Below are 22,173 nucleotides of genomic sequence, written 5' to 3'. Positions count from 1 at the left end.
TCTTTTTCCGCCTCTTCAGCTGAAGCGCGACCGCAATTTCTTCAAGGCCTCGTACAACGGCAGCGCCGCATCGGCCAGCCGCTCCAGGCTCGCTTCGCGCAAGGCATCCAGGTCGACCGCGCTGGCGCCGTCCAGTCCCGCCCATGACAGCAGCGCCGAAAACGCCTGCGGCGTATCGAACATGCCGTGCAGGTAGCTGCCAAGGATCTGCCCGTCTTCCGACAAGGCCCCTTCGCCGCGCCCTTCTATGATGAAGGCCGGACGCTGCAAGGCCGGGCCTTCCGACACGCCCATGTGGATCTCGTAGCCGCGCACATCGGCCGCGCCTGCGCCGAAGCTGCAATGGCCGCTGACCTGCAGCAGGCGCTTGTCACGTGTAAGTTCGGTACGCATGGCCAGCAGGCCCAGGCCGGGCGTGCTGCCCGGCGCGCCTTCCACGCCGTGCGGGTCGTCCACGCTCTGGCCCAGCATCTGGAAGCCGCCGCAGATGCCGATCAGCTTGCCGCCGTAGCGCAGGTGCTTGCCGATCGCGGCGGGCCAGCCTTGCTGCCGCAGCCATGCCAAGTCGCCGCGGGTGTTCTTGCTGCCGGGCAGGATGACCAGGTCGGCGGGCGGAATGGGGCGGCCCGGCCCGATGAATTGCAAGTCCACCTCCGGATGCGCGCGCAATGCGTCGAAATCGGTGTGGTTGCTGATGCGCGGCAGCACCGGCACCACCACCCGGAATTGCCCGCGCGCGCCCTGCGCCGTGGCGATCGCATCCTCCGCGTCCAGGTGCAGGCCATGCAGGTACGGCAGCACCGCCAGCACCGGCTTGCCGGTACGCTGTTCCAGCCAGTCCAGGCCCGGCTCCAGCAGGCCGATGTCGCCGCGGAAGCGGTTGATGACAAAGCCGACTACGCGTGCGCGCTCGCTCTCGGCAAGGCAGTCCAGCGTGCCGGTCAGGTGCGCGAACACGCCGCCACGATCGATATCGGCGACGATGATGACCGGGCAATCGACCGCCTCGGCGAAGCCCATGTTGGCGATATCGCGCGCCCGCAGGTTGATTTCGGCCGGGCTGCCAGCGCCTTCGACGATGATGGCCCGGTACTGGTTGCGCAGGCGCCGGTAGGACGCCAGCACCGCCTGCATCGCCTCGGTCTTGTAGTGGTGGTAGTCGCGCGCGTTCATATCGGCGCGCACCTTGCCGTGCACGATGATTTGCGCGTCGGTGTCGCTGGAAGGCTTGAGCAGCACCGGGTTCATGTCGGTATGCGGGGCGATGCCGGCGGCCTGCGCCTGCAGCGCCTGGGCGCGGCCGATCTCACCGCCGTCGGCGGTGACCGCGCTGTTCAGCGCCATGTTCTGCGGCTTGAACGGCGCCACCGCGATGCCGTCGCGCCTGAGCAGCCGGCACAGCGCCGCGGCCAGCGTGCTCTTGCCGGCATCCGACGTGGTGCCCTGGATCATCAGGGTATGGAAGGGAAATGCGGAAGGCGGCGGACCTGTCAGCACGGCAGGTCCTTGAAGTTCAGCGGCAGTCCAGCGGCGACCCATTGCACCCGCTCGCAGAGCGCCGCCACCGCCTGGTTCAGGCGACCGGCTTCGTCGACGAACCAGCGCGACACCGCGCCCTGCGGCACGACGCCCATGCCGACCTCGTTGGATACCAGCAGCACCGTGCCCTGTGCCTCCTGTAAAGCGCTCAGGAAGTCGGCGCGCTGCGCCACGAAAGCGGCGGGCGCGTCAATCGGCCCCATTTCCGGAAAATCCCCGCCTTCGGCGAACAGCAGGTTGGACAGCCACACCGTCAGGCAATCGACCAGCACCACCCTGCCGGGCCCGGCGTTGTCGCGCAGCGCCCGGCCCAGTGCCAGCGGTTCCTCCACGGTACGCCAGCGCCCTTCCAGCGATTCGCGCCGCCGGCGGTGATGGTCGATGCGCGCCTGCATCTCGGCATCGGTGCGGCCGGCGGTGGCGATGTAGACGATCTCCCCGGCTCCCGCCCGCAAGGCGGCCAGCGCCTCCTTCTCGGCGTGCGCGCTCTTGCCGGAACGGGCGCCGCCGAACACCAGCGTACGCCGCGTCTGCATGCTCTTCATGTCGCTTTCCCCCGTCTGCCGTCGTCTTTAGCCGGGCAGTATAAAGGCCGGGCTTTGCGGGGACAACCGGATGCGGTCACGCCTGTCGCGCCGGCAAGAAAGCCTTCGTCAGCGTCCCGTCGAACGGTCGATGGCGTCGCTGGCAGGAAAGGTGTCGGCCAGCGCCTGGTCGATTTCCGCTTCCTGCCTGCGCTCCCGCTTGTCGCGTTCGTTATCGCGCACCGTCTTGTTTTGCTCGGCCAGCTTGCGCGCATCGTCCTCGACGATGCCGCGGCCGATCTCGTTGTCGGAAGCGGCCTGCTTCACTGCGGGCGCATTGGCGCTACCGCGGCGGCGGCGCTCCCGCTCTGCGGAAGATGAATCCGACGAATCGGACTTGGACATGGCAATCTCCTCTCCGGCGCAATCTGGCGCCTCACCGCATACGGATAGGCTTATCCGGTGGGCGCGGATTGAGCGGCGGGTCCTCGACCGGCACCGGATCGTCGTCAGGCAGCTCCGGCGGCGGTGGTGGTGGCGGTTCCGGGATCGGCGGCGTTTCCTGCGGCGTATGCAAAGCGTTTTTCAAATGGCGCCTCCTGCTGCGCATCACCCGGCGGCGTATTGCCGGCTGGGATGCTGGTGTGGAATCGGCTCTTGTTGCGGTGTCGGGTCCAGGGGAGGAACCTCCATCGGCGGAACATCCTGGGGTCTGTGCATGATGGCCTCCGTGTACAAGGTTCAGAGGTTCAGGCGGACGCGCGGAAACGGGGATCTAGCGCTTGCCTTGGCGCGGCTCCCCGCCGCCCCTGGCGCCTTGTTCGGGCATCAGCCCATCGTCGGCGCTGGCGCCCGGGTCTTCCGTGCCGTCGGGTTCCGGCACTTCAAGCGCTTCGGTCTCCGGCCGCGGCGGCTTGTGCCCGGCGGGCGGCGCAGGCTCGCCGCCGTTGCGCTTGCCCCGGACGCCGCTTGCGGCAGCGGCTGGCGTACCCGGTGGCGCGTGCTTGTCCATGAGCGGCCCTCCTGCCTGACGTAATCTGACGCGATCCATTCATCTTAGGAACGCGGCAAGCGTCAGGCAACCCGAGATTGGGGAATTCCGGTGTAGGAGGTCCGGAAGACGGATTCCCCATTGCCTGACAGCAAAAACACCCGTTCAGGCGCCCTTCAATGCGCGCGCCACGATCTCCTTGGCCTCGGCGAAAATCTTGTCCAGATGCGCCTGGTCGCGGAAGCTTTCGCCGTAGATCTTGTAGATGTTTTCGGTGCCGGACGGACGCGCGGCGAACCAGCCGTTGTCGGTGACGATCTTGAGGCCGCCGAAGGGCTTGCCGTTGGCCGGCGCGGTGGTCATCACCTCCCGGATCGTCTCGCCGGCCAGTTCGGTCGAGCTGACGTCGGCCGGCGAGAGCCTTGACAGGCGCGCCTTCTGCTCCGGCGTGGCGGCGGCTTCGATGCGGCCGTTGAGCGGCGCGCCGAGCTGCTGGGTCAGTTCCTGGTAGATCCGGCCCGGATCGTTGCCGGTGCGCGCGGTCATCTCGGCGGCGAGCAGGGCCGCGGTGATGCCGTCCTTGTCGGTGCTCCAGGGCTGGCCGTCGAAACGCACGAAGGAAGCGCCGGCGCTCTCTTCGCAGCCGAAGGCGATGCTGCCGTCATACAGGCCGTCGACGAACCACTTGAAGCCGACCGGCATTTCCAGCAGCTTGCGGCCGAGGTGGGCCGCCACGCGGTTGATCATCTGGCTCGACACCAGGGTCTTGCCGACCGCCGCATCGGCGCGCCAGGAGGGACGATGGCCGAACAGGTAATACACAGCGACGGCGAGGTAGTTGTTGGCCGGCAGCAAGCCGCTGCTCCCGGCGATGATGCCGTGGCGGTCATGGTCGGTGTCGCACGCCAGCGCGACGTCGAAACGCTCCTTCAGCGCGATCAGCTCGGCCATCGCGTGCGGCGAGGACGGATCCATGCGGATCTGCCCGTCCCAGTCCAGCGGCACGAAGCGGAAAGTCGGATCGACCTCGGTATTGACCACTTCCAGGTTGAGCTTGTAGCGGTCGGCGATGGCCGACCAGTAATGCACCCCGGCGCCGCCCAGCGGATCGACGCCGATCCTGACGTTGGCGCCGGCGATGGCGGCCAGGTCGATGATGTTGGGCAGGTCGCCGACATAGTTGTCGAGGTAGTCGTAGCGGCGCGTGGTGTCGGCCTTGAGCGCCTTGTCGAAGGTAATCCGCCTGACGCCTTCCAGATGCTTTTCAAGATAGGCGTTGGCGCGCTTTTCGACCCAGCCCGTGACATCGGAATCGGCCGGGCCGCCGTTGGGCATGTTGTACTTGAAGCCGCCGTTGTCCGGCGGGTTGTGCGAAGGCGTGATGACGATGCCGTCGGCCGGCGCCGTCCGGTTGACGCGGTTGTGCGCCAGGATCGCGTGCGACACCGCGGGCGTGGGCGCATAGGGGCTGCCCTCGGCCAGCATGGTCACCACTTCGTTGGCGGCCAGCACCTCCAGCGCGCTGTGCCAGGCCGGTTCGGACAAGGCATGCGTATCGATGCCGAGAAACAGCGGGCCGGTGAAACCCTGCGCCTTGCGGTAGTCGCAGATGGCCTGGGTGATGGCCAGCACGTGCCATTCGTTGAAACTGTGGGCATTGGCGTTGCCGCGGTGCCCCGAGGTGCCGAAGGCGACCCGGTGGGTGGCCTCGCCCATGTCGGGGCGCAGGCTGTAGTAATTGGAAAGCAGGACTGGCAGGTTGGCCAGTGCCGAGGGTGCCGCGCGTTTGCCGGCCTGTGGGTTGGCGCTACTCATAGACATGCTTTTCTTGATGAACGAAGACAGCATTGTAGGACAAGAACGATATTCTTTACCGCCTGTTCCTCTTGTCCTACATGTCAAAAAGCGGCTTTCCTATAGCTGGTGCTTTGCGCATTTTTTAAGCTTGGACAAATTCAAAAAGCCGGGCCGCGTAATCGCTGCCCCATGGCAACAGCAGCAATGGGCGAGGACGACACGCCCATCAATCAACCTCCACTTGGATTCTCCCATGAAAAAAATCACCAAAGCCGTCTTTCCCGTCGCCGGTCTGGGCAGCCGTTTCCTGCCCGCCACCAAGGCACAGCCCAAGGAAATGCTGCCCATCGTCGACAAGCCGCTGATCCAGTACGCGGTCGAAGAGGCTGTCGAGGCCGGCATCACCGAAATGATCTTCGTCACCGGCCGCAACAAGCGGGCCATCGAAGACCATTTCGACAAGGCCTACGAACTGGAGAGCGAACTGGAGGCGGCCGGCAAGCTCAAGCTGCTGGAAACCGTCCAAAACGTGATCCCCAAGCATATCAATTGCGTCTACGTGCGCCAGGCCGAACCGCTGGGCCTGGGCCATGCGGTGCTGCTGGCCAAGCCGCTGGTGGGCGACGAGCCGTTCGCCGTGCTGCTGGCGGACGATTTCATGGATATCGATGCGGGCCGGAAAAACGTCATGGCCCAGATGTGCGCCATGTACGAACGCGAAGGCAAGAGCCTGCTGGCCGTGCAGGACGTGCCGCGCCAGGATACGCGCCAGTACGGCATCGTCAGCGGCACCCGCTACCGCGACCGCCTGGAACGGGTCAGCGCCATCGTCGAAAAGCCCTCGCCCGAGTCCGCCCCCTCGACCCTGGCCGTGGTCGGCCGCTATGTGCTCACGCCGGCCATCTTCGACCACCTGGAAAACATCACCACCGGAGCCGGCGGCGAACTGCAACTGACCGATGCCATTTCCGGCCTGCTGGCTGACGAGCAGATCCTGGCGTATCGCTACGAAGGCCATCGCTTCGACTGCGGCTCCAAACTGGGCTACCTGCAGGCGGCCGTGGCCATGGGCATCAGGCACAAGGAAATCGGCGGCGATTTCGCGCATTTCCTGCGCGACTTCGCCGCCGGCCACGACCTGCAGCGAGCCGCCTAAGCCGCGCCGCTGACGAAAGCCGGCGCGCCCAAGGCAAGCCGGCCGCAACCTGCCGTTTCACGCAAGCTCCTGGAAAAGCAGCGTCAACAGCCCTGCCGTTCGCGGCCGGGCTGTTTTTTTATCCGCATCCCTCCCCCGCCCTTGCTTGCCCGCCCGCCGGCGTAAATCGTTTTCCCGCATTGTCACAAAGCTTTAACCTGGGATTGCTAGGATCGCGGGCATGGCATCGAGTCCCCCTTTTCCCCTCCCCTTTTGTCTTTTTTCAGCACGGGAATAAGCGATGTAAACGTTTGCAACGCACGCAAAACATGATGGAATCGTTCACATGCTGCCGCATGGATTGCGGCAGCATCTCAAACAATATATATTGTTTATATTAATTTTCAGAGGAGGGTTCATGGCAACCAGAATTCAAGCCGCAACAACCGCAAAGAAAAAACCCGTGGCCAAGGCCGCGCCCGCAGCCAAGCCGGCCGCCAAAAAGCCCGTCGCCAAACCGGCCGCCCGCCCTGCCGTGAAGGCCGCTCCCAAAGCCGCCGCGCCGGCCGCAGCAGTCAAGGCCGCAGCCCCGGCACCGAAGAAGCCTGCCGCCGTGCCGGCCAAGCCGCTGCCGAAACCGGCCGCGCCGACCAAGGCCGAGAAGAAAGCCGCCAAGCCGAAGAAGGTCAAGCAAGTGCGCGACAGCTTCACCATGCCGGAGAACGAATACGCCGTGCTGGCGCAAGTCAAGAAGTCCTGCCTGAAGGCCGGCGTCGAGATCAAGAAGAGCGACCTGCTGCGCATCGGCGTATCGCTGATCAAGAACCTGAAGATCGCCGAGCTCAAGGACATCCTCAGCAGCCTGACGCCGCTGAAGGTCGGCCGTCCCAAGAAATAAGGATCGCGCCCCCAATAAAAAACGCACCGTCTTTACGGTGCGTTTTTTATTAGGAATTTACCTGATCCCGGCCGGCCAGTTGACCGGTAGCCCGAAGCGCTCAGTTCTTCCCTCCAAACGTCTTGACCACCTTCCAACGCCCGCCTTTGATTTCATAAAGAGTAAAGACAGGGTCGCGCAAGTTCCCCTCCTTGTCGAACGCGATGGGCCCGGTAATGCCCCGGTAGCGTATCTTGTGCAATGCCGCCGTCACCTTGGCGGTATCCACCGAGTTGGCTTCGCGCATGGCGGCGACGATGGTGCGCACGGCGTCATAGGCAAAGGGAGCGTACAGATAGATGTCTTCCTTGTACCTGGCCTTCCATGCGTTCTCGAAACGGCTCCATTGCGCGCCCTTGTAGGAAGGCGGCCCCGGTTCCAGGACGATGGTGCCTTCGGCCGCCGGCCCGGCCAGCGTCAGGAAGGTCGGGCCGACCATGCCGCCGATGCCTACCAGCGTCGCCTTGATCTGCAGGCGGCGCAGTTCGCTGGCCAGTTGCGCCGCCTGCGCATCGATGCCGGCGAAAAGGATGACGTCGGGATTGAGGCTGCGCGCCGCGGGCAAAATCTGGTTGAAGGTCGAACTCTTGCTGCTGACCGTGTAATGCGCGACGGCCTTGGTATTCAACGCCGCCAGGCTTTTCTCGAATGCCGCCGCGTAGTCTGCGCCGAATACCGTGCGGTCGTCGATGACGACGATATTCCTGGCCTTCATTTCCCTGACCACATATTCCGCGGTATGGCGCGCGCCGTCGCCGTCATGCGGGACCACGCGAAAGGCGCTCGGGTATCCTTGCTGCGTATATGCCGGCGATGTCACCGCCGGAGACACGTGGGGAATCCCGGCCGCGGCATAAATCCTCGAAGCCGGAATGCCGACGCCGCTGTTCCAGTGCCCCACCACGGCTGCCACCTTGCTCTTGACCAGGTATTCGGCGATCAGCTCGCCGGTGCGCGGATCGGCGCGGTCGTCCTGCGGCAACAGCTTGAAGGTGATCTTGTCCCCGCCGATCACCGGCTGGGTCTCGTTGACGTCGTCGATCGCCAGTTGCGCCGCGCGTTCCAGGCTGATGCCGGTACTGCCGGACAAGCCGCTCATCGGCGCCGCCAGGCCGATCTGCACAGTCCTTTCGGCCGCCTGCCCAGCTGCCGGCAGCGCTCCCAACCCCGCCAGCCCCAGCATGGCGGCGCCCATCAATAACCTGCTCCTCACATTCCCTCTCTCTTTTCTTGTTGCTTGTCCTGGCCGGCCTTCCCGCCGTCCCAGGTTCAGAAATTCAATTCCCAGCCGCATTCCTGCCCCACGCGCAATGAGCCGCCCACGCCGCCGACGACGATGGCATTCTGGCCGAAAGTCAGGCCGCCATCCACACGCGGGTTGGCGCGATAGGCCGCCAGCGTATCGAGCGGCTCGTCGGGCCATTGCGGATCGCGCAAACCGGTGCGCTGGTCGATGCCCGGCACCGGGCAGCGCGCGCATGGCTTGACCAGCTTGAGCACCACGGCGGCGCCATCGTCATCTTCCAAAGTGAGGGTATCGATGAAGTCTTCCTCGTAGGCTTCCAGCCCCTGTATCACCAGGTTCGGCCGAAAGCGCTCCATCGGCAGCGCGGGCGCGCCCTTGGCGCCAAGCCGCGCATTGAGGTCGTCCAGCGACGCCTGGCCGATCACCAGCAGCGGATAGCCGTCGGAAAACTGCGTCGTGGCCCGGTATTGGCCAGTCCAGCGCTCGCTGCAGGCCCGCTCCCCGGCCGGGTCGAAACGCACCAGCCGGGCGTCGGTTTCCAGGAAGTCGGAGAACCATCGGCGGGCGTGCTCCCCCTGGTCCAGCGCCGCAACGCGATCCTTCCACACCTGCACCTGGACGCTTGCGCCATCTTCACCGGTGGCCGCCATTCGCAACTCGGGCATGCCGGGCGCCGACAGCAGCATCGCGCCGTCCGCGAAACGGGGCGCGATGCAGGCCATGCGCGCATGGCTGCGTTGCGTCAGGAATTCCCCCGCGCCATCCACCACCATCCAGTGGCGATCCAGCGCCAGCCCGAGCGGGCCGATGGCGGCTTGTTCCAGGGCGATGCCGCCGCAGGATTTGATCGGATAGATATTGATTGCGCTGAGTATTGCCATGCTCGTCCCTGTGTCCGGCGCCAGTCGCCGCAACCCTTCATTATGAGCGGGGCGGCCTCATCTGCACAAGCTGGAGCTCATTTCATGAACGGGCCTGGGAGGCGTTCCATATCGCCACGCCTCAGAATGACAGGCTCAGAGGCGCCAGCCCTGCAATATCGGCATTGACGCGCATTCCCTGCGAGGCAAACAGCATGCCGGTGCAGGAGCCGGTGGTAAGGACCTGGCCGCGCTTGAGCCCGCCGTTGCGCCGCATGCAATGATTGGCCAGCCAGGCCAGCAAGGCGCCGATATCCGGACAAGGATGGCCGCCGACGGTATGCGCCACCACTTGATCGTTGAAATGCAGGACCGCTTCGGTTTTCCGCAGGTCGAGCCAGGCCGGATCGAATGGCTGGCGCGGTCCCATCACCAGGGCCCCATGGCTCAGCAAATCCGCCAACAACGCCGGCGGCGGCGCATCGAACCAATCGCTGAGCCGGGTCTCAACCACCTCGATCACCGGCATCACCGCCACGATGGCGGCCGCTACCTCTTGCACGCTGTAGGCAGCCGGGCGCGGCGGCAAGTCGGCGCCGAGCAGGAATGCCACTTCGGCTTCGATGCCGCGCAACCGCCAGGCCGGTCCCGAAAACGCGACGCCGTCCGGCAGCAGGCATTGCGCCGGCAATGGCGCGCAAGTCGGCTCGGCGCCGGTGCGGGCAGCGCCGACTTTCCAGCCGCCGATGGGGCCGATGGCCGCCAGCGTCGCATCCTGGATGGCATAGGCCGCACTGCGGTCTGCCGATTGCAGAAGCGCCGACGGGATACGCGCCCCTTCTTTCCGCGCGCGATAAAGCGCCTGTGCCGGCATATGCGATTCAGTCATGTCGTACCCTGCCAGATTGGGAAACTTGCCCATGAATGGGCCTGCTGATAGCGGCCCGCCAGCGCCAGCAACGCCTCGTCGCGCCCTTCCTGCGCCAGCAGTTGCAAGCCGACCGGCAAGCCTTGCGCAAAACCGCATGGCAGCGCAATCGCCGGCAAGCCGGCGGCATTGGCGAACGCCGCGAAAACGGCATGGCCGCGCGGTCCCGCTTCCCGGCCGCCGATGGTATGCGGATGCGTTTGCGTAGCGGGCCATGGCAAGGCCGCCGCCGCCGGCGTCAGCAAGAAATCGTAGTCCTCGAACAATGCCGATAGCCGGTTCTTAAGCCGGCCGATCTCAAGCAGCAGATCGAACAGCGATTGCGCCGACAGCTGGCGGCCGGCTTCCAGATTGGCTTGCATCGCCGGACCGAAAAGCGCGGTGTCGAATGCAGGTTGGGCCAGTTCCTGGGGATGCGCAGCCAACCACGCCAGGCCGATCTGCGACAGCAACGGCCAGAGCCGGTTGACCTCTTCGGCAAGGTCGAAAGCCGAAGCGCGCACGACACGATGCCCCAAGCCGGCAAAATGCCCGGCGGCACGCTCGGTCAAGGCGGCGATGGCCGGATCGACCGGATGCTCGCCGAATTGCGGAATATGGAGGATGCGATACGGGCCTGACGCGAGATCGGCCGGCGCCTCCCCGCCGATGATCCGCATCAGCGCCGACACATCCTCGACGTTGCGCGCCAAAGGCGCCGCCACCTCGAATTCAAGAAAGATCGGCGGCAAGCCGCCGCTGCGCGGCACACGCCCGCGCGAAGGCTTGAAACCGACGGTATTGGTGTGCGAGGCCGGCCGGCGTATCGAGCCGCCGCCGTCCGTGCCCAGCGCCAGCGGACATCCACCCGCCGCAACCAGCGCCGCAGCGCCGCCTGAAGAACCGCCCGGCGTCAGATCGAGGTTCCAGGGGTTACGGGTAGGCCCGAAGACCAGGTTATCGGTATATCCCTGCATGGTGAATTCCGGGACATTGGTTTTCCCGAACAGGACCAGGCCTGCCTCGCGCAGCCGGGCGACCGGCAGTTCATCGCGTTTGGCCACCAGGCCGGCCAGGGCGCGGCTGCCCCATTGCGTCGGCCAGCCTTGCACATGCAGGTTGTCCTTGATCGTGACGGGTACGCCGTCGAGCGGACTTGCCGGCCGGCCGGCGCGCCATCGTTCACCACTGCCGGCGGCAGCCTGCATGGCGCCTTCGGCATCGGTAAAGATAAGCGCGTTGAGCGCCGGATTGATGTCCTGGCAGCGCGCCAGGCAAGACTGGAGCGCCTCGACGGGAGTAAACGCCCCGGCCGCAAAACCAGCCGCGAGTTGGGTTGCGCCAAATTGCCACAATGGGGTCATGGCGCTTTATTCCCGGCTCAGCAAGCACGCTGCCGCATGTCCGGCCGCCACGCTTTCCAGTGCCGGCCTGGCGTGCGCGCAATCGGCAACAGCGCGCGGGCAACGCGCGCGAAAGGCGCATCCGGGCAGCGCCTGCGCCAAATCGGGCGGTGCACCGGGAATGCCATGGATGCGCGTTCCCCGCATCGAACCGTGGATCGTCGACGCCAGCAAGGCCTGCGTATAAGGGTGCCTCGGTTGCAGCAAGACCTGCTCGGCGCTGCCGGTTTCTACAATGCGCCCGGCATACATGACAGCGATGCGGTCGCAAATCTCCGCTGCCACGCCCAGGTCGTGGGTGACGAAAATGGCGCTCATTCCGAAGCGCTGCTGCAATTCGCGCAATGTCAGCAAGACCTGGATCTGCACCGTGGCGTCGAGCGCCGTGGTCGGTTCATCGGCCAGTACCAGCTTGGGCCGGCAAGATAAGGCGAGCGCGATCATCGCGCGCTGGCGCATGCCGCCCGACATTTCGTGCGGGTAATTGTCCAGGCGCGCACGCGCAGAAGGCACCTTGACCAGTTCCAGCAATTCCTGCGCGCGTTCCAGTGCCTCCTTGCGCGAGCAGCCCGTATGGCGGCGCAACATCTCCACGATCTGCTGGCCGATGGTATATACCGGATCGAATGCCAGTCCGGGGTCCTGAAAAATCATCGCCGTGGTACGGCCCCGATATGCGCCCAGCGCCTTCTCGCCCAGCGTCATCACATCGAGGCCATCGACTTCGACCTTGCCCGAGATATCCGTGGCGGCGGCCGGCAGCAGGCGCATCAAGGCGCGCATGGTGACGCTCTTGCCGCACCCCGATTCGCCGATCAGCCCCAGCACTTCGCCCGGCCGCACCGCGAAGCTGACGCCATCGACTGCCTGCACCGCTCCCCTCGCCGTCCGAAAACGCACCGATAGATCATCCACGCTCGCCATCGGCGCAACGGCGGCGATTTCACTCCGATGCGCAGTCACGATGCCGCTCCCTGCTGCCCGCTCTTCTGCCGCGGCAAGACAACCACCGAGGCATTCCAGCTCCCCGGCTCAGCCTGCAGCATATGGCAGGCCGCCCGGTGCGGCTGCGCGATATTGTTGCTCAAGGTGCTGAACAGCGGTTCTTCGGAAGCGCACAGCGCGGCGGCATGCGCACAGCGCGTGCGGAAGCGGCAGCCGGAGGGCGGATCGATCGGGCTGGGTGGGTCGCCGACGAGAGGCGGCTCCAGCGTGCGGCGGCGCGGATCCATGCTCGGCATGGAGGCCAGCAAGGCGCGCGTGTAGGGATGCGCCGGCCGTTCGTAGACCTCTTGCACGGGGCCGATTTCAACAATCTTGCCCAGGTACATCACCAGCACCTGGTCGCTGATGTATTGCACCACGTTCAGGTCGTGCGAAATGAACAGGTATGTCAATCCGAATTCCTCTTTCAAATCGCGCAAGAGATTGAGGACCTGGATTTCCACTGACTTGTCGAGCGCGGAGACGGCCTCGTCGAAAATCACCACATCAGGCCTGATCGCCAATGCGCGCGCGATATTGACGCGCTGGCGCTGGCCGCCGGACAGCTCATGCGGATAGCGCGTGGCGAAGCGCCCCGGTTCCAGTCCGACCCGTTGCAACAAATCATGCGCGGTGGTGCGCGCCTGCGCGCGCGGTACGCCTTGCACCGTCTGGCCGAAGATAATCGAGTTGGCGATCGTCATCCGCGGATTGAGCGAGGCGAAAGAATCCTGGAATACCATCTGCACCTTGCGACGCAGCGCCCTCAGGCGCTCCGGGTCCTGGGACAGTTGGACGCCGGCGATGCGTACGCCGCCGTCATCCAGCTCGGTCAGCCCCATGAGCAGGCGCGCCAGGGTGGATTTCCCGCATCCCGACTCGCCCACGATGCCCAGGGTGACGCCGGCGTCGAGCTTGAAGGAAATATCCGATACCGCATGCACCATGCGTGGCTTGCCGCCGAACTTTTCCGCACGCACGCGGAACTGCTTGCGCAAGCCGGCGATGTCGACGATAGGCAGGCCGCCGCCGGCATCCATCGGCTCGCCCAGAGGGGATTGCGCCGTCATTTCACCTCCATTGCGCTACGCAAGGCATCCGCCACCAGATTGAAGCACAGCGACACGATAAAGATCAGCACGCCCGGCAGCGCCGCCAGCAAGGGCTGCGAATACAGCGAGTTGCGCAGCGTGTTGAGCATCAGCCCCCACTCGGGCGTCGGCGGCTTGACGCCAAGCCCGATGAAAGACAAGCCGGCGGCCATGATGATGGAAACCGACATCAGGCTAGTGACGTACACCAGAACCGGCCCGATGACATTGCCCAGGACATGCGCACGCATGATCTGCACGCTGCCGGCGCCGCTGGCGCGCGCGGCGTCGATGAACTCGACGGCGCGCACTTGGGTAACGGCGCTTTCGGTCACTCGCACCAGCGGCGGCACCATGACAATGGTCAAGGCCAGCAAGGTATTGCCGATGCCGGCTCCCAGCGCGCCGGCGATGGCCACTGCCAGCAGCACCGACGGGAACGCAAACACCACATCGACGCTGCGCATGATGATGGCGTTCAGCCTGCCGCCGACAAAGCCGGCAACCATGCCCAGGCTGCCGCCGATAGCCAGCGCCATGGCCACCGGCGCAATGCCCATCAACAGCGACATGCGGCCGCCGTACAGCAGCCGCGTCAACATGTCGCGGCCCAGTTCGTCGGTGCCCAGCCAATGGCCAGCCGTGCCGATCGGTTTCAAACGCAGCAGCGCGCTGCCCTTGGTGGGATCAACCGAGGTGAGCATCGGCGCGGCAATGGCGCCGAAGATGATCAAGGCCAGCAGGATCATGCAGCCGACGGCAATACGGTCGCGCACCAGGCGCCGGCCGATGTCAGACCAATAGCTGCCGCCCTGGACTGGCGCCGCTTGCGCGCGCGGCAGGCTTGCGGTGGTGGTGTTCATGAGCGTTTCATCCTAGGATCGAAGAACGGTTGCAGCAGGTCGACGACGAGATTCAAGCCGACGAACAACAGTGACAGGACGAAGATGGTTCCTTGCAGCAACGGGATGTCGCGCTGCAGGATCGCCGTACTCAGCAGCAACCCCGTTCCGGGCCATGCGAACACCGTCTCCACCAGGATCGAGCCGGCCATCAGATAACCCAGCTGGACGCCGAACACGGCCAGGGTGGTCGGTGCGATATTTTTGGCCAGATGGCGAAAGATCGCCCCTTTCCCCATGCCTTTGGCGACTAGGCCGGTCACGAAATCCTTGTTCAGCGTATCGGCAACCAGCGCCCGCACCGAACGCATCACGATACCGGCCGGCATGGCCGACAGCGTCAGCACCGGCAGGATCAGGTAATGAACCTGCGCCATCGACCAATGGCCGTCCCCCTCGACTCCGGAGCCGATGGAAGGCAGCCAGTTCAGTTTGGCCGAAAAGATCGCGACCAGGACGATGCCGAGCCAGTAATGCGGAATCGAAACGCCGGCAATGGCAACCGAAGAAAGTGCGCGGTCATACGCGCTGCCTTGCCGGTAGCCCGCCGCAATCCCCATGAGGCTGCCGACGGTGAAGGCCAGGGTCGCCGCCAGGACGGCCAGCAACAGCGAATTGCCGATCGCCTTGCCAATTTCTTCGGTCACGGCCCGGCCGCTGCCGATGGATTTCCCCAGGTCGCCCTTGAGCGCCCGCTCCAGCCACATCAGGTATTGCGCCGGCAGCGGCTTGTCCAGCCCGTATTCGGCCTTGACGCTATCGATGACTTCCTGCGAGGCATCGGCCGGCAGCACCGCCTGCAATGGGTCGCCCGGCGCCAGATAGACCAGCGAAAAGCAAAGCATGGTCACGGCCAGGGCAATCGGTATCGCATACAGCACGCGCTTGATGAAGTAGCTGAACATAGAACTCATTTCATAGATAGGCTGGCATGAGTACGAGCGGGCCCCGTTTGGATGGAGCGCGCCGCTTACTTGTCCATCGAAATCGTCGTGAAGTCCTGGAACCAGTTCTGCGCCTGCACGAAACCCTTCACCTTCTTCGACATGGCGCGCGGCCCCACGTCGTGGGCGACAAACAGGAACAGCGCCTCGTTGACATATTTTTCGTGCACTTTCTGAATGGTCGCCAACTGGGCCTTGGGGTCGAATTCGGTGCGGATGCGGTCGAACATCACATCCATCTCCTTATCCGAGTAATACCCCCAGTTGCTTCCCTTGGGCGCGACCAGGCGGCTGTCGAGGTGGCGGATCAAGGCACTGAACGGGTCCTGGCTGAAATAGGAACTGTTGGTCGAAGCCGCCCCCTTGGTACCGGGATCTTTCGCGCCGGCGCGCCAGTTGGCCAGCAAGGCATTCCAGTCGCGCACGTCAAACTCGACATTGATACCGATCTCCGCCAGGTTTTGCTGGATGAATTCGTTCATCAGTTGCGGCTGCATCTGTCCCGACCCCGATGGCGAAATGATGGCGCGCACGGTAATCGGCTTTTCTTTCGAAATCCCGGCTTGCGCCATGAGCGCCTTGGCGGCTGGGAGATCATATTTGATATCGAACGATGGCTTGCCGAACCAGGGGCTGTTGGGGGGGACCATGCCCTTGGCGGAGAGCATCATCCCGCCCAGCAGCTGCTTCATGCCTTCCCGGTCTATCGCCAGATTGGCCGCCTTGCGAATGCGGATGTCGTTCCAGGGAGAACCTTCCAGGCGCGAAAAATGCCAGGGCCAGACATGCGGATAAACGTTGCTGGTGATATTGAATCCGGCTGCCTTGAGCGCGGCGATCGACTCGCCCGGCGGCGCTTCGATCCAGTCGACCTGGCCGGAGCGCAATGCCGCCACCCGAGCGGAGGCATCCGGCACCGGCAGCAATACCATCGCATCCAGCCTGGGGATGCGCTTGGGGTTCCAGTAGCCGGCGTTCGGTATCAGCACGGCGCGCTCGCGCGGCACATAGCTTTGCAATTTCCACGGCCCGGTGCCGGCTGGCGCTTTCAGGAAAGCATCCCAACTCTTGCCCACTTTTTGCCATTGGGCCGGGCTGGACATGACGATCAGCGCCAGCTGGTAAGGCAGCAAGGCATCGGGTTCGCTGGTGACGATTTCCAGCGTATCGGGATTGATGGCCTTGTAGCTTTTGACCGTCGGGATACGTCCCTTGCCCTGCGCCGACTGCTTGGGATCGAATTGCTCTGCGTTGGGATTGAGGATTTTATCCAGGTTCCACACCACTGATTCCGCAGTAAACAGCGAACCATCGTGGAACTTGACGTTCGGGCGCAGCTTGAAAATCCAGCGGGTCTTGTCGGCGCCGTCGACTTTCCATTCGGTAGCGAGGCCCGGCATCAGCTGCGACGGCTTGTCGGCGGAACTGAGGTCATAGGCGACCAGCGATTCGAACAGTGAAAAGCCGATGAAGCGCTGCCCTTCCGCCCCCTGGTCGGTCTGCCCGTTAGGCAGGGGAATATCGGAGCTGGTCATCGCGATGCGCAGCGTCCCCGCGGCCGCGGCGCAGCCTGCAGCGGCACACAGCAGCAGGCCGATGGCGATACGGCGCCAGTGCCGTTGCGGGTGTCCAGATAAAGAACTGGTCATGGCATGCTTTCCTTTCATGGCAAATACCGGAATGTTCCGTACACCTGCATCAGACCGCATCCGGCGCCTGGCGGGCGAACTATTCCGCCCAGCGGAAATAGCCAAAAATTCTCTTTTAAATCATTGACTTAGAATTTTCACAAAATGAAATACGAGAATTTTTTGCAGAGCCGCTTGTCAGCGCCGCCGCCCCCCGAATGCTTCGGTAATGTCGTCGGCAGCGGCACGCACGGTGGCCCCCAGTTCTGAAAAATCGGCGCATTTCATCCGCAAGGTCGGCCCGACCAGGGAAATCGCGCCGAACGGCAGGCCCTGCTCGTCATAAATCGGGGCTGCCACGCAGCACAAGCCGACGGCGTTTTGCTCGTCGTCGACCGCGTATCCGGCACGGCGTATTTCAACGAGGGTTTCGTGCAGGCGCGAGGCGCGCGCAATCGTGTTGTTGGTCAGTTTTGGAAGACCGTAGGTGCGCAGATACTGCAAGACGTCGTCTTCCGGCATGGCCGCCAGGATCGCCAGGCCCATAGCGGTGCTATGCAATGGCGCGCGAAATCCTTGCTTGCCGATCGCCCGCATTTGCTCGCGGCTTTCCACTTGACTGACAAAGACGATATCGCCCAGATCGGCAATCCCCAGATTGATGCTCTCGCCGGTGTGGTCGCGCAAACGCCGCATGATCGGCAAGGCAACCGGCGTAATGCGGCGCCGGCGGGCGAAAGCCGCGCCGACCGAAAAGCAGCGCACGCCTACGTGCCACAAATTGGTCTCGCGGTCGAACTGTACGAACTGGCGCTGTTCCATCGTGGTAAGCAGGCGATGCGCGGTGGATGAGGACAATCCGCTATGGGCCGCGATATCGACCAGGCGAAACCCCTCGTCATCCTCGGCCAGCAATTCCAGTAATTGCATTGCCCGGGTGAGAGATTGCACGGTGCTGTCGCGATCGATGCGGGTGACGACATCGGCCTTGGCGGATTTACGCATTGGGGGGATTGTTGTGCTCATGGTCCAGTGGAAGAAAGCAATTTCTGCGCCACAGCTATCCCCCTGCCAAGCGCGCGGAATTGCTGTATTGTCACGGAAACCGGATTTCCCGAGGGTTCGGAACCGCTCAACGACACATATCGCCTGTTACCGACTGGATCGACATGCTATTTGCGAAATTCTTCCACCTGCTCGGCCTGACCATCTGGGTCGGCGGCATGTTCTTCGCCCACATGGCCCTGCGCCCGGCGCTGCCGGTGCTGCAGCCGCCGCAGCGCCTGGTGCTGATGGCCGCCGTGCTGGGCTCGTTCTTCGTCTGGGTATGGATCGCCATTGCGCTGGTGCTGGGTAGCGGCGTGCACATGATGATGCTCATGGGCGCGGGCCATGCGCCGCCTTATGTGCATGCGATGGCCGGCGTGGGGGTCGTGATGATGATGATTTTCGGCCACATATTCTTCGCGCCGTTCCGCCGCCTGAAACGGGCTTCGGCCCAGCAGGACTGGGACCGCGCCTCGCGCGCGCTGCGCCAGATCCGCATGCTGGTGGGCATCAACCTGTGCCTCGGCCTGCTGGCCATCGCCATCGGCGCGCTGGGGCCGATGATGGCCGGAGCATGAATCGAACAACCAACAATAAATAAGGGGGAACTCCAAGTGCTGACCGAATCGCAACGCCAACAAGCCGCCGACCTGCTGTGGGACTGCTGGGCGCATGGACGCCGCATCGCCCAGTTGCCGCCGGAACTCGCCCCCGCCGACCGCGCGCAGGCCTATGACATCCAGGCGCGGCTGGAAGCGCGCAGTTTCGCGCCGCTGGCCGGATGGAAGATCGGCGCCACCGGCCCCGGCGGCCAGCGCCTGCTCAACGTCGACGCCCCGCTGGCCGGCCGCCTGCTGGCCGAGCGCGTACACCGCAACGGCGCTACCGTCTCGCTGGGCGACAGCCTGATGAAGGTGATTGAAGTGGAAATCGCTTTCCGCATGCGCAAATCCCTGCCGCCGCGCGACACCCCGTATTCCCGGGAAGAAGTGCTCGATGCGGTCGGCTCCGTCCACCCCGCCATCGAAATCCCCGATACCCGCTACGACAATTTCAAACAGGTCGGCGCGGCCCAACTGATCGCCGACAACACCTGCGCCGACCAGTTCGTGCTGGGCGCCCCCGCCACTGTCGACTGGCGTTCGCTCGACCTGGCCGCGCTCAAGACCTTCGGCCGCATCGACGGCGGCGAACAGCGCGACGGCAGCGGCGCCGAAGTGCTGGGAGATCCGCGCATCGCCCTGACCTGGCTGGCCAACGAGCTGTCGCGCTACGGAATGACGCTGGCCGAAGGCCAGATCGTGGCCAGCGGTTCGACCATCGTGCCAATGCCGGTGCGCGCCGGCCAGCGCATCCTGGGCGACCTGGGGCCGCTGGGGACGGTCGAAGTCGAACTCACCTGAGCGGGCGCGGATCGCGCATATGAAAAAACGGGATGGCAAGCCATCCCGTTTTCTTTGATGCGCGGCCGGCAATCAGCTCGGCTTGACTTCCTCGAAGCGGCGTTCCAGCTCCTTGCGCAGCGACTTGCGCAGGACCGCCGCCTCGAAGCGGCGCTTTTCCTCCTGCGAGAAAGGACGCAGCGGCGGCACCGGAATCGGCTTGCGCTTGTCGTCCACCGCCACCATGGTGAAGAAGCAGCTGTTGACGTGGCGCGTGACCTGGGTGCGGATGTTCTCGGCCACCACCTTCACCCCGATCTCCATCGACGAAGTGCCGGTATGGTTGACGCTGGCCAGGAAGGTCACCAGCTCGCCCACGTGGATCGGCTGGCGGAACATCACCTGGTCGACCGAGAGCGTCACCACATACTGGCCCGCGTAGCGGCTGCCGCAGGCATAGGCGACCTGGTCCAGCAGTTTCAGGATGGTGCCCCCGTGCACATTGCCGGCGAAATTGGCCATGTCGGGGGTCATCAGGACCGTCATGGTGAGTTGGTGAGATGGCAGATCCATGGTGCTTGGCTCTCTCTGTAATGCGCTGTCAGCGTTTGGAATGGTTGAAGACCGGAACGCATCCCCGTGCGATCCGGTGGCCGCGATATTACCAGTCTTGGAAGCCGTTATGCACTATTTCGGGCTTGGCCTGGAACCTCTTCACGCCCTCACCACCGGCTCGGCGGCGGCGAAATGCTCTTCGCAGTTGCGCAGGAATTGTTGCACCGAGGCATCAATCGCCTCCGGCGACCAGCCGGCGATGTGCGGCGTGAGCACCACGTTGGACAGGCCGGCCAGCTCTTGCGGCGGCTTCGGTTCGCTCTCGTAGACGTCCAGTCCGGCGCCGGCCAGGCGGCCTTCGCGCAAGGCGGCGGCCAGTGCGGCGGTGTCGACGATGCTGCCGCGGCCGATGTTGACCAGGTAGCCGCGCGGCCCCAGCGCATCGATCACGCGCCCGGAAATCAGGTGCCGGGTATCGGCCCCGCCGGGCGCCGCGACGATGATGAAATCGGCCCAGCCGGCCAATTGCGCCACATCGGGAAAATAGTGGTAATCGACATCGTCGCGCCGCTTGCGGTTGCAATAGCCGATGTCGATGTCGAAGCCCGTCGCGCGGCGGGCGATCTTCTTGCCGATGCTGCCCAGGCCGACGATGCCCAGGCGCTTGCCCGCCACCTGCGGTTGCAGCGGCAGATTGTCGCGCCAGGCGCCGGCGCGGGTGGCCTGGTCCAGCGCCGGGATGTGGCGCACGGTAGCCAGCAGCAGGCCCATGGCGTGGTCGGCCACGCAATCCTCGTTGGTGCCGGCGCCGGTGGCGATCCCGATGCCGGCCGCCTCGGCGTGGGCGACGTCGACGTTTTCATAGCCGGCCCCGAATGCGCACACCAGTTGCAGGCGCGGCAAGGCGCGCATCTCGTCGGCGGTCAGCCCGGTGCTGCCATTGGTCAGCACCACCGCGACATGCCTGGCCGGGCCGGCGATCATCTCGGCGCGGCGCTGCTGGTCGGGGGCGTACAGGATTTCGTAGTGCTCGGCGATGCTGGCGTAGCTGGAGTCGGCAAGATGGATAAGGACGAGGAGTGGCGGCTTCATGTTGATCCGGTAGAGATGGCAAAAAGACAGCAGATAGTCGGCATTTTATTTCGAAACTCTTCAATCCGTGAAAAGCGGCTGGTATCCGCATATGCCAGTTTCATGCCATGCCGCCATTCCTCATCCGTCCCCATCCCCGCCTATTGATAAATGATGGTGAATTCCGCCATCGCCCGCAGGTCTCCCGGTACGATCTCAGCCGTTCTCACATAAGACGCATGCAAGCCCAATGTGCCGCTCTTGTTGATGATCGGTATGGTGGTTTCGTTGCCGGTCGGCTGCGGGGTGATCACGGTACTGTCGTTGTCGGCGGCGAGCCTCAGCGCGATACCCTGCGCAGCGCCGGAATTGGCGAAATAACGCGCATTCCCGGTCGCCGGGCTACCACTGAAAATGAAACGCGCCGAGCGGACCGCATCGCTGCAGTTGTGGAGACTCAGGTTGAAAGGGGTTTTCCCGGCGGCCGCCCCGATCGAAGGCAAGTCCGATATCCGGACGGGGGGCAGCGGCACTGTTTTTCTCTGGTCGCCGGCCGCAATCACGCATGTCCCACCCTCGGTGAAGACGACGCTGCCGCTGACGGTCTGGCGCAGCCTGGACTGCCCCCTGATCGTATTCAGGCCGCCGTCCCCATCGATCTGGAAAACCGCGAAGTCCTGAATACGGGCGGTGCCGCTGGAGGGATTGGCGCCCTGTTTGATAAAGACGACCGAATAGCTGATCGTAAACCTGCGTGTCGATGGCCTGCCCGAAATGCTATGGCCGGTCGCAACCCTGGCAAGCCCGCCGCTCATCACGGGATTGGAAATTGTCGTCACGCCGTTATATACCAGCCCGACCACGACTCCATCGGCGAGCATTCTTCTGTCCGGATTGAGCCAGAAATACAATCCATCGCCAGAGGCGGAGTCCCAGCACTCAACTTCTACAGTTTGTGGTGCGGAGCGCCAGATTTCAGTACCGTTCGGAGTCGATGCGGGAATCTTCAGGTTGGCAGGGGCCATCAGGGAAATCACGGTGCCGCCGGAACTTTGCTTGCATTGCACCGCCTCGGCGCCAACGGAAAACAATAGCGCCAACACCCCCGAACACAACCTGAATGACAACAGAAACCGGATGACTTTGCGCATGATCGATATCAAGGTAAGGAAAAGATGCCTGCAAAGCAGCTCCCATCATCAGTCGCTGCAATGCAATATTTGATATCAG

Annotated in this window: 22 protein-coding genes; 4 read left to right on the top strand and 18 right to left on the bottom strand. The window is 64.2% G+C overall.

Annotation, left to right across the window (positions count from 1 at the left end; all coding sequences use genetic code 11):
* Positions 1–15: 15 nt before the first annotated feature.
* The 5 genes from J7548_RS01775 to pgm form a co-directional block, all read right to left on the bottom strand.
* Positions 16–1,452 (bottom strand): cobyric acid synthase, encoded by a 1,437-nt coding sequence (locus J7548_RS01775; protein WP_290971553.1) that lies wholly within the window; start codon positions 1,450–1,452, stop codon positions 16–18.
* Between the two features lie 38 nt (positions 1,453–1,490).
* Complete coding sequence (gene cobU / locus J7548_RS01770) at positions 1,491–2,084, bottom strand: bifunctional adenosylcobinamide kinase/adenosylcobinamide-phosphate guanylyltransferase (RefSeq protein WP_290969492.1); 594 nt, start codon at positions 2,082–2,084, stop codon at positions 1,491–1,493.
* A gap of 108 nt (positions 2,085–2,192) precedes the next feature.
* On the bottom strand, positions 2,193–2,468 hold the full coding sequence (locus J7548_RS01765; protein WP_290969489.1) for a hypothetical protein: 276 nt from the start codon (positions 2,466–2,468) through the stop codon (positions 2,193–2,195).
* Between the two features lie 370 nt (positions 2,469–2,838).
* Positions 2,839–3,075, bottom strand: a complete 237-nt coding sequence (locus tag J7548_RS01760; protein WP_290969486.1) for a hypothetical protein — start codon at positions 3,073–3,075, stop codon at positions 2,839–2,841.
* 144 nt (positions 3,076–3,219) lie between these two features.
* Positions 3,220–4,869: a phosphoglucomutase (alpha-D-glucose-1,6-bisphosphate-dependent) gene (gene pgm / locus J7548_RS01755; RefSeq protein ID WP_290971550.1), complete on the bottom strand. Its 1,650-nt coding sequence runs from the start codon at positions 4,867–4,869 to the stop codon at positions 3,220–3,222.
* 235 nt (positions 4,870–5,104) lie between these two features.
* Here pgm and galU point away from each other — a divergent pair, with 235 nt between their 5' ends.
* Entirely contained in the window at positions 5,105–6,007 is a 903-nt protein-coding gene (gene galU / locus J7548_RS01750) for a UTP--glucose-1-phosphate uridylyltransferase GalU (RefSeq protein WP_290969482.1), read from the top strand.
* Between the two features lie 397 nt (positions 6,008–6,404).
* Positions 6,405–6,884: a hypothetical protein gene (locus tag J7548_RS01745; protein ID WP_290969480.1), complete on the top strand. Its 480-nt coding sequence runs from the start codon at positions 6,405–6,407 to the stop codon at positions 6,882–6,884.
* A 100-nt stretch (positions 6,885–6,984) separates the two neighbouring features.
* Here J7548_RS01745 and J7548_RS01740 read toward each other — a convergent pair whose 3' ends face one another.
* From J7548_RS01740 to J7548_RS01695, 10 genes are all read right to left on the bottom strand, one after another.
* Entirely contained in the window at positions 6,985–8,118 is a 1,134-nt protein-coding gene (locus tag J7548_RS01740; protein WP_290969477.1) for a branched-chain amino acid ABC transporter substrate-binding protein, read from the bottom strand.
* Positions 8,119–8,192: 74 nt separating this feature from the next.
* Positions 8,193–9,050: an MOSC N-terminal beta barrel domain-containing protein gene (locus tag J7548_RS01735; protein ID WP_290969475.1), complete on the bottom strand. Its 858-nt coding sequence runs from the start codon at positions 9,048–9,050 to the stop codon at positions 8,193–8,195.
* 121 nt (positions 9,051–9,171) lie between these two features.
* Positions 9,172–9,951: a fumarylacetoacetate hydrolase family protein gene (locus tag J7548_RS01730; RefSeq protein ID WP_290969472.1), complete on the bottom strand. Its 780-nt coding sequence runs from the start codon at positions 9,949–9,951 to the stop codon at positions 9,172–9,174.
* The gene (locus tag J7548_RS01725; protein ID WP_290969469.1) at positions 9,915–11,300 is read right to left on the bottom strand and encodes an amidase; all 1,386 of its coding nucleotides are present in this window, start codon (positions 11,298–11,300) and stop codon (positions 9,915–9,917) included. The genes J7548_RS01730 and J7548_RS01725 overlap by 37 nt, the downstream gene beginning before the upstream one ends.
* Before the next feature lie 6 nt (positions 11,301–11,306).
* Positions 11,307–12,302: an ABC transporter ATP-binding protein gene (locus J7548_RS01720; protein ID WP_290969466.1), complete on the bottom strand. Its 996-nt coding sequence runs from the start codon at positions 12,300–12,302 to the stop codon at positions 11,307–11,309.
* On the bottom strand, positions 12,299–13,393 hold the full coding sequence (locus J7548_RS01715; protein ID WP_290969464.1) for an oligopeptide/dipeptide ABC transporter ATP-binding protein: 1,095 nt from the start codon (positions 13,391–13,393) through the stop codon (positions 12,299–12,301). Before J7548_RS01715 ends, J7548_RS01720 begins: the two co-directional genes overlap by 4 nt.
* Positions 13,390–14,277, bottom strand: a complete 888-nt coding sequence (locus J7548_RS01710; RefSeq protein ID WP_290969461.1) for an ABC transporter permease — start codon at positions 14,275–14,277, stop codon at positions 13,390–13,392. The genes J7548_RS01715 and J7548_RS01710 overlap by 4 nt, the downstream gene beginning before the upstream one ends.
* The gene (locus J7548_RS01705) at positions 14,274–15,221 is read right to left on the bottom strand and encodes an ABC transporter permease (protein WP_290971547.1); all 948 of its coding nucleotides are present in this window, start codon (positions 15,219–15,221) and stop codon (positions 14,274–14,276) included. Before J7548_RS01705 ends, J7548_RS01710 begins: the two co-directional genes overlap by 4 nt.
* A gap of 65 nt (positions 15,222–15,286) precedes the next feature.
* A complete protein-coding gene (locus J7548_RS01700) occupies positions 15,287–16,909 on the bottom strand; it encodes an ABC transporter substrate-binding protein (RefSeq protein WP_290969458.1) in 1,623 nt (540 codons plus the stop codon).
* Positions 16,910–17,086: 177 nt separating this feature from the next.
* Positions 17,087–17,914: an IclR family transcriptional regulator gene (locus tag J7548_RS01695; protein WP_290969455.1), complete on the bottom strand. Its 828-nt coding sequence runs from the start codon at positions 17,912–17,914 to the stop codon at positions 17,087–17,089.
* 143 nt (positions 17,915–18,057) lie between these two features.
* Between J7548_RS01695 and J7548_RS01690 the strand changes: the two genes are divergently transcribed.
* Positions 18,058–18,513, top strand: coding sequence for a CopD family protein (locus J7548_RS01690; protein WP_290969453.1), 456 nt, complete (start codon positions 18,058–18,060; stop codon positions 18,511–18,513).
* A gap of 36 nt (positions 18,514–18,549) precedes the next feature.
* Positions 18,550–19,338: a fumarylacetoacetate hydrolase family protein gene (locus J7548_RS01685; protein WP_290969450.1), complete on the top strand. Its 789-nt coding sequence runs from the start codon at positions 18,550–18,552 to the stop codon at positions 19,336–19,338.
* A 72-nt stretch (positions 19,339–19,410) separates the two neighbouring features.
* Here J7548_RS01685 and J7548_RS01680 read toward each other — a convergent pair whose 3' ends face one another.
* The 3 genes from J7548_RS01680 to J7548_RS01670 form a co-directional block, all read right to left on the bottom strand.
* Entirely contained in the window at positions 19,411–19,890 is a 480-nt protein-coding gene (locus J7548_RS01680) for an acyl-CoA thioesterase (protein WP_290969447.1), read from the bottom strand.
* 141 nt (positions 19,891–20,031) lie between these two features.
* Positions 20,032–20,964, bottom strand: a complete 933-nt coding sequence (locus J7548_RS01675; RefSeq protein WP_290969444.1) for a 2-hydroxyacid dehydrogenase — start codon at positions 20,962–20,964, stop codon at positions 20,032–20,034.
* 140 nt (positions 20,965–21,104) lie between these two features.
* Positions 21,105–22,094 (bottom strand): fimbrial protein, encoded by a 990-nt coding sequence (locus J7548_RS01670; protein WP_290969441.1) that lies wholly within the window; start codon positions 22,092–22,094, stop codon positions 21,105–21,107.
* Positions 22,095–22,173 lie beyond the last annotated feature (79 nt).

The organism is Herbaspirillum sp. (assembly GCF_017744395.1).
Taxonomy (GTDB): domain Bacteria; phylum Pseudomonadota; class Gammaproteobacteria; order Burkholderiales; family Burkholderiaceae_D; genus Herbaspirillum.
This window is presented reverse-complemented; position numbering and strand designations above follow the sequence as displayed.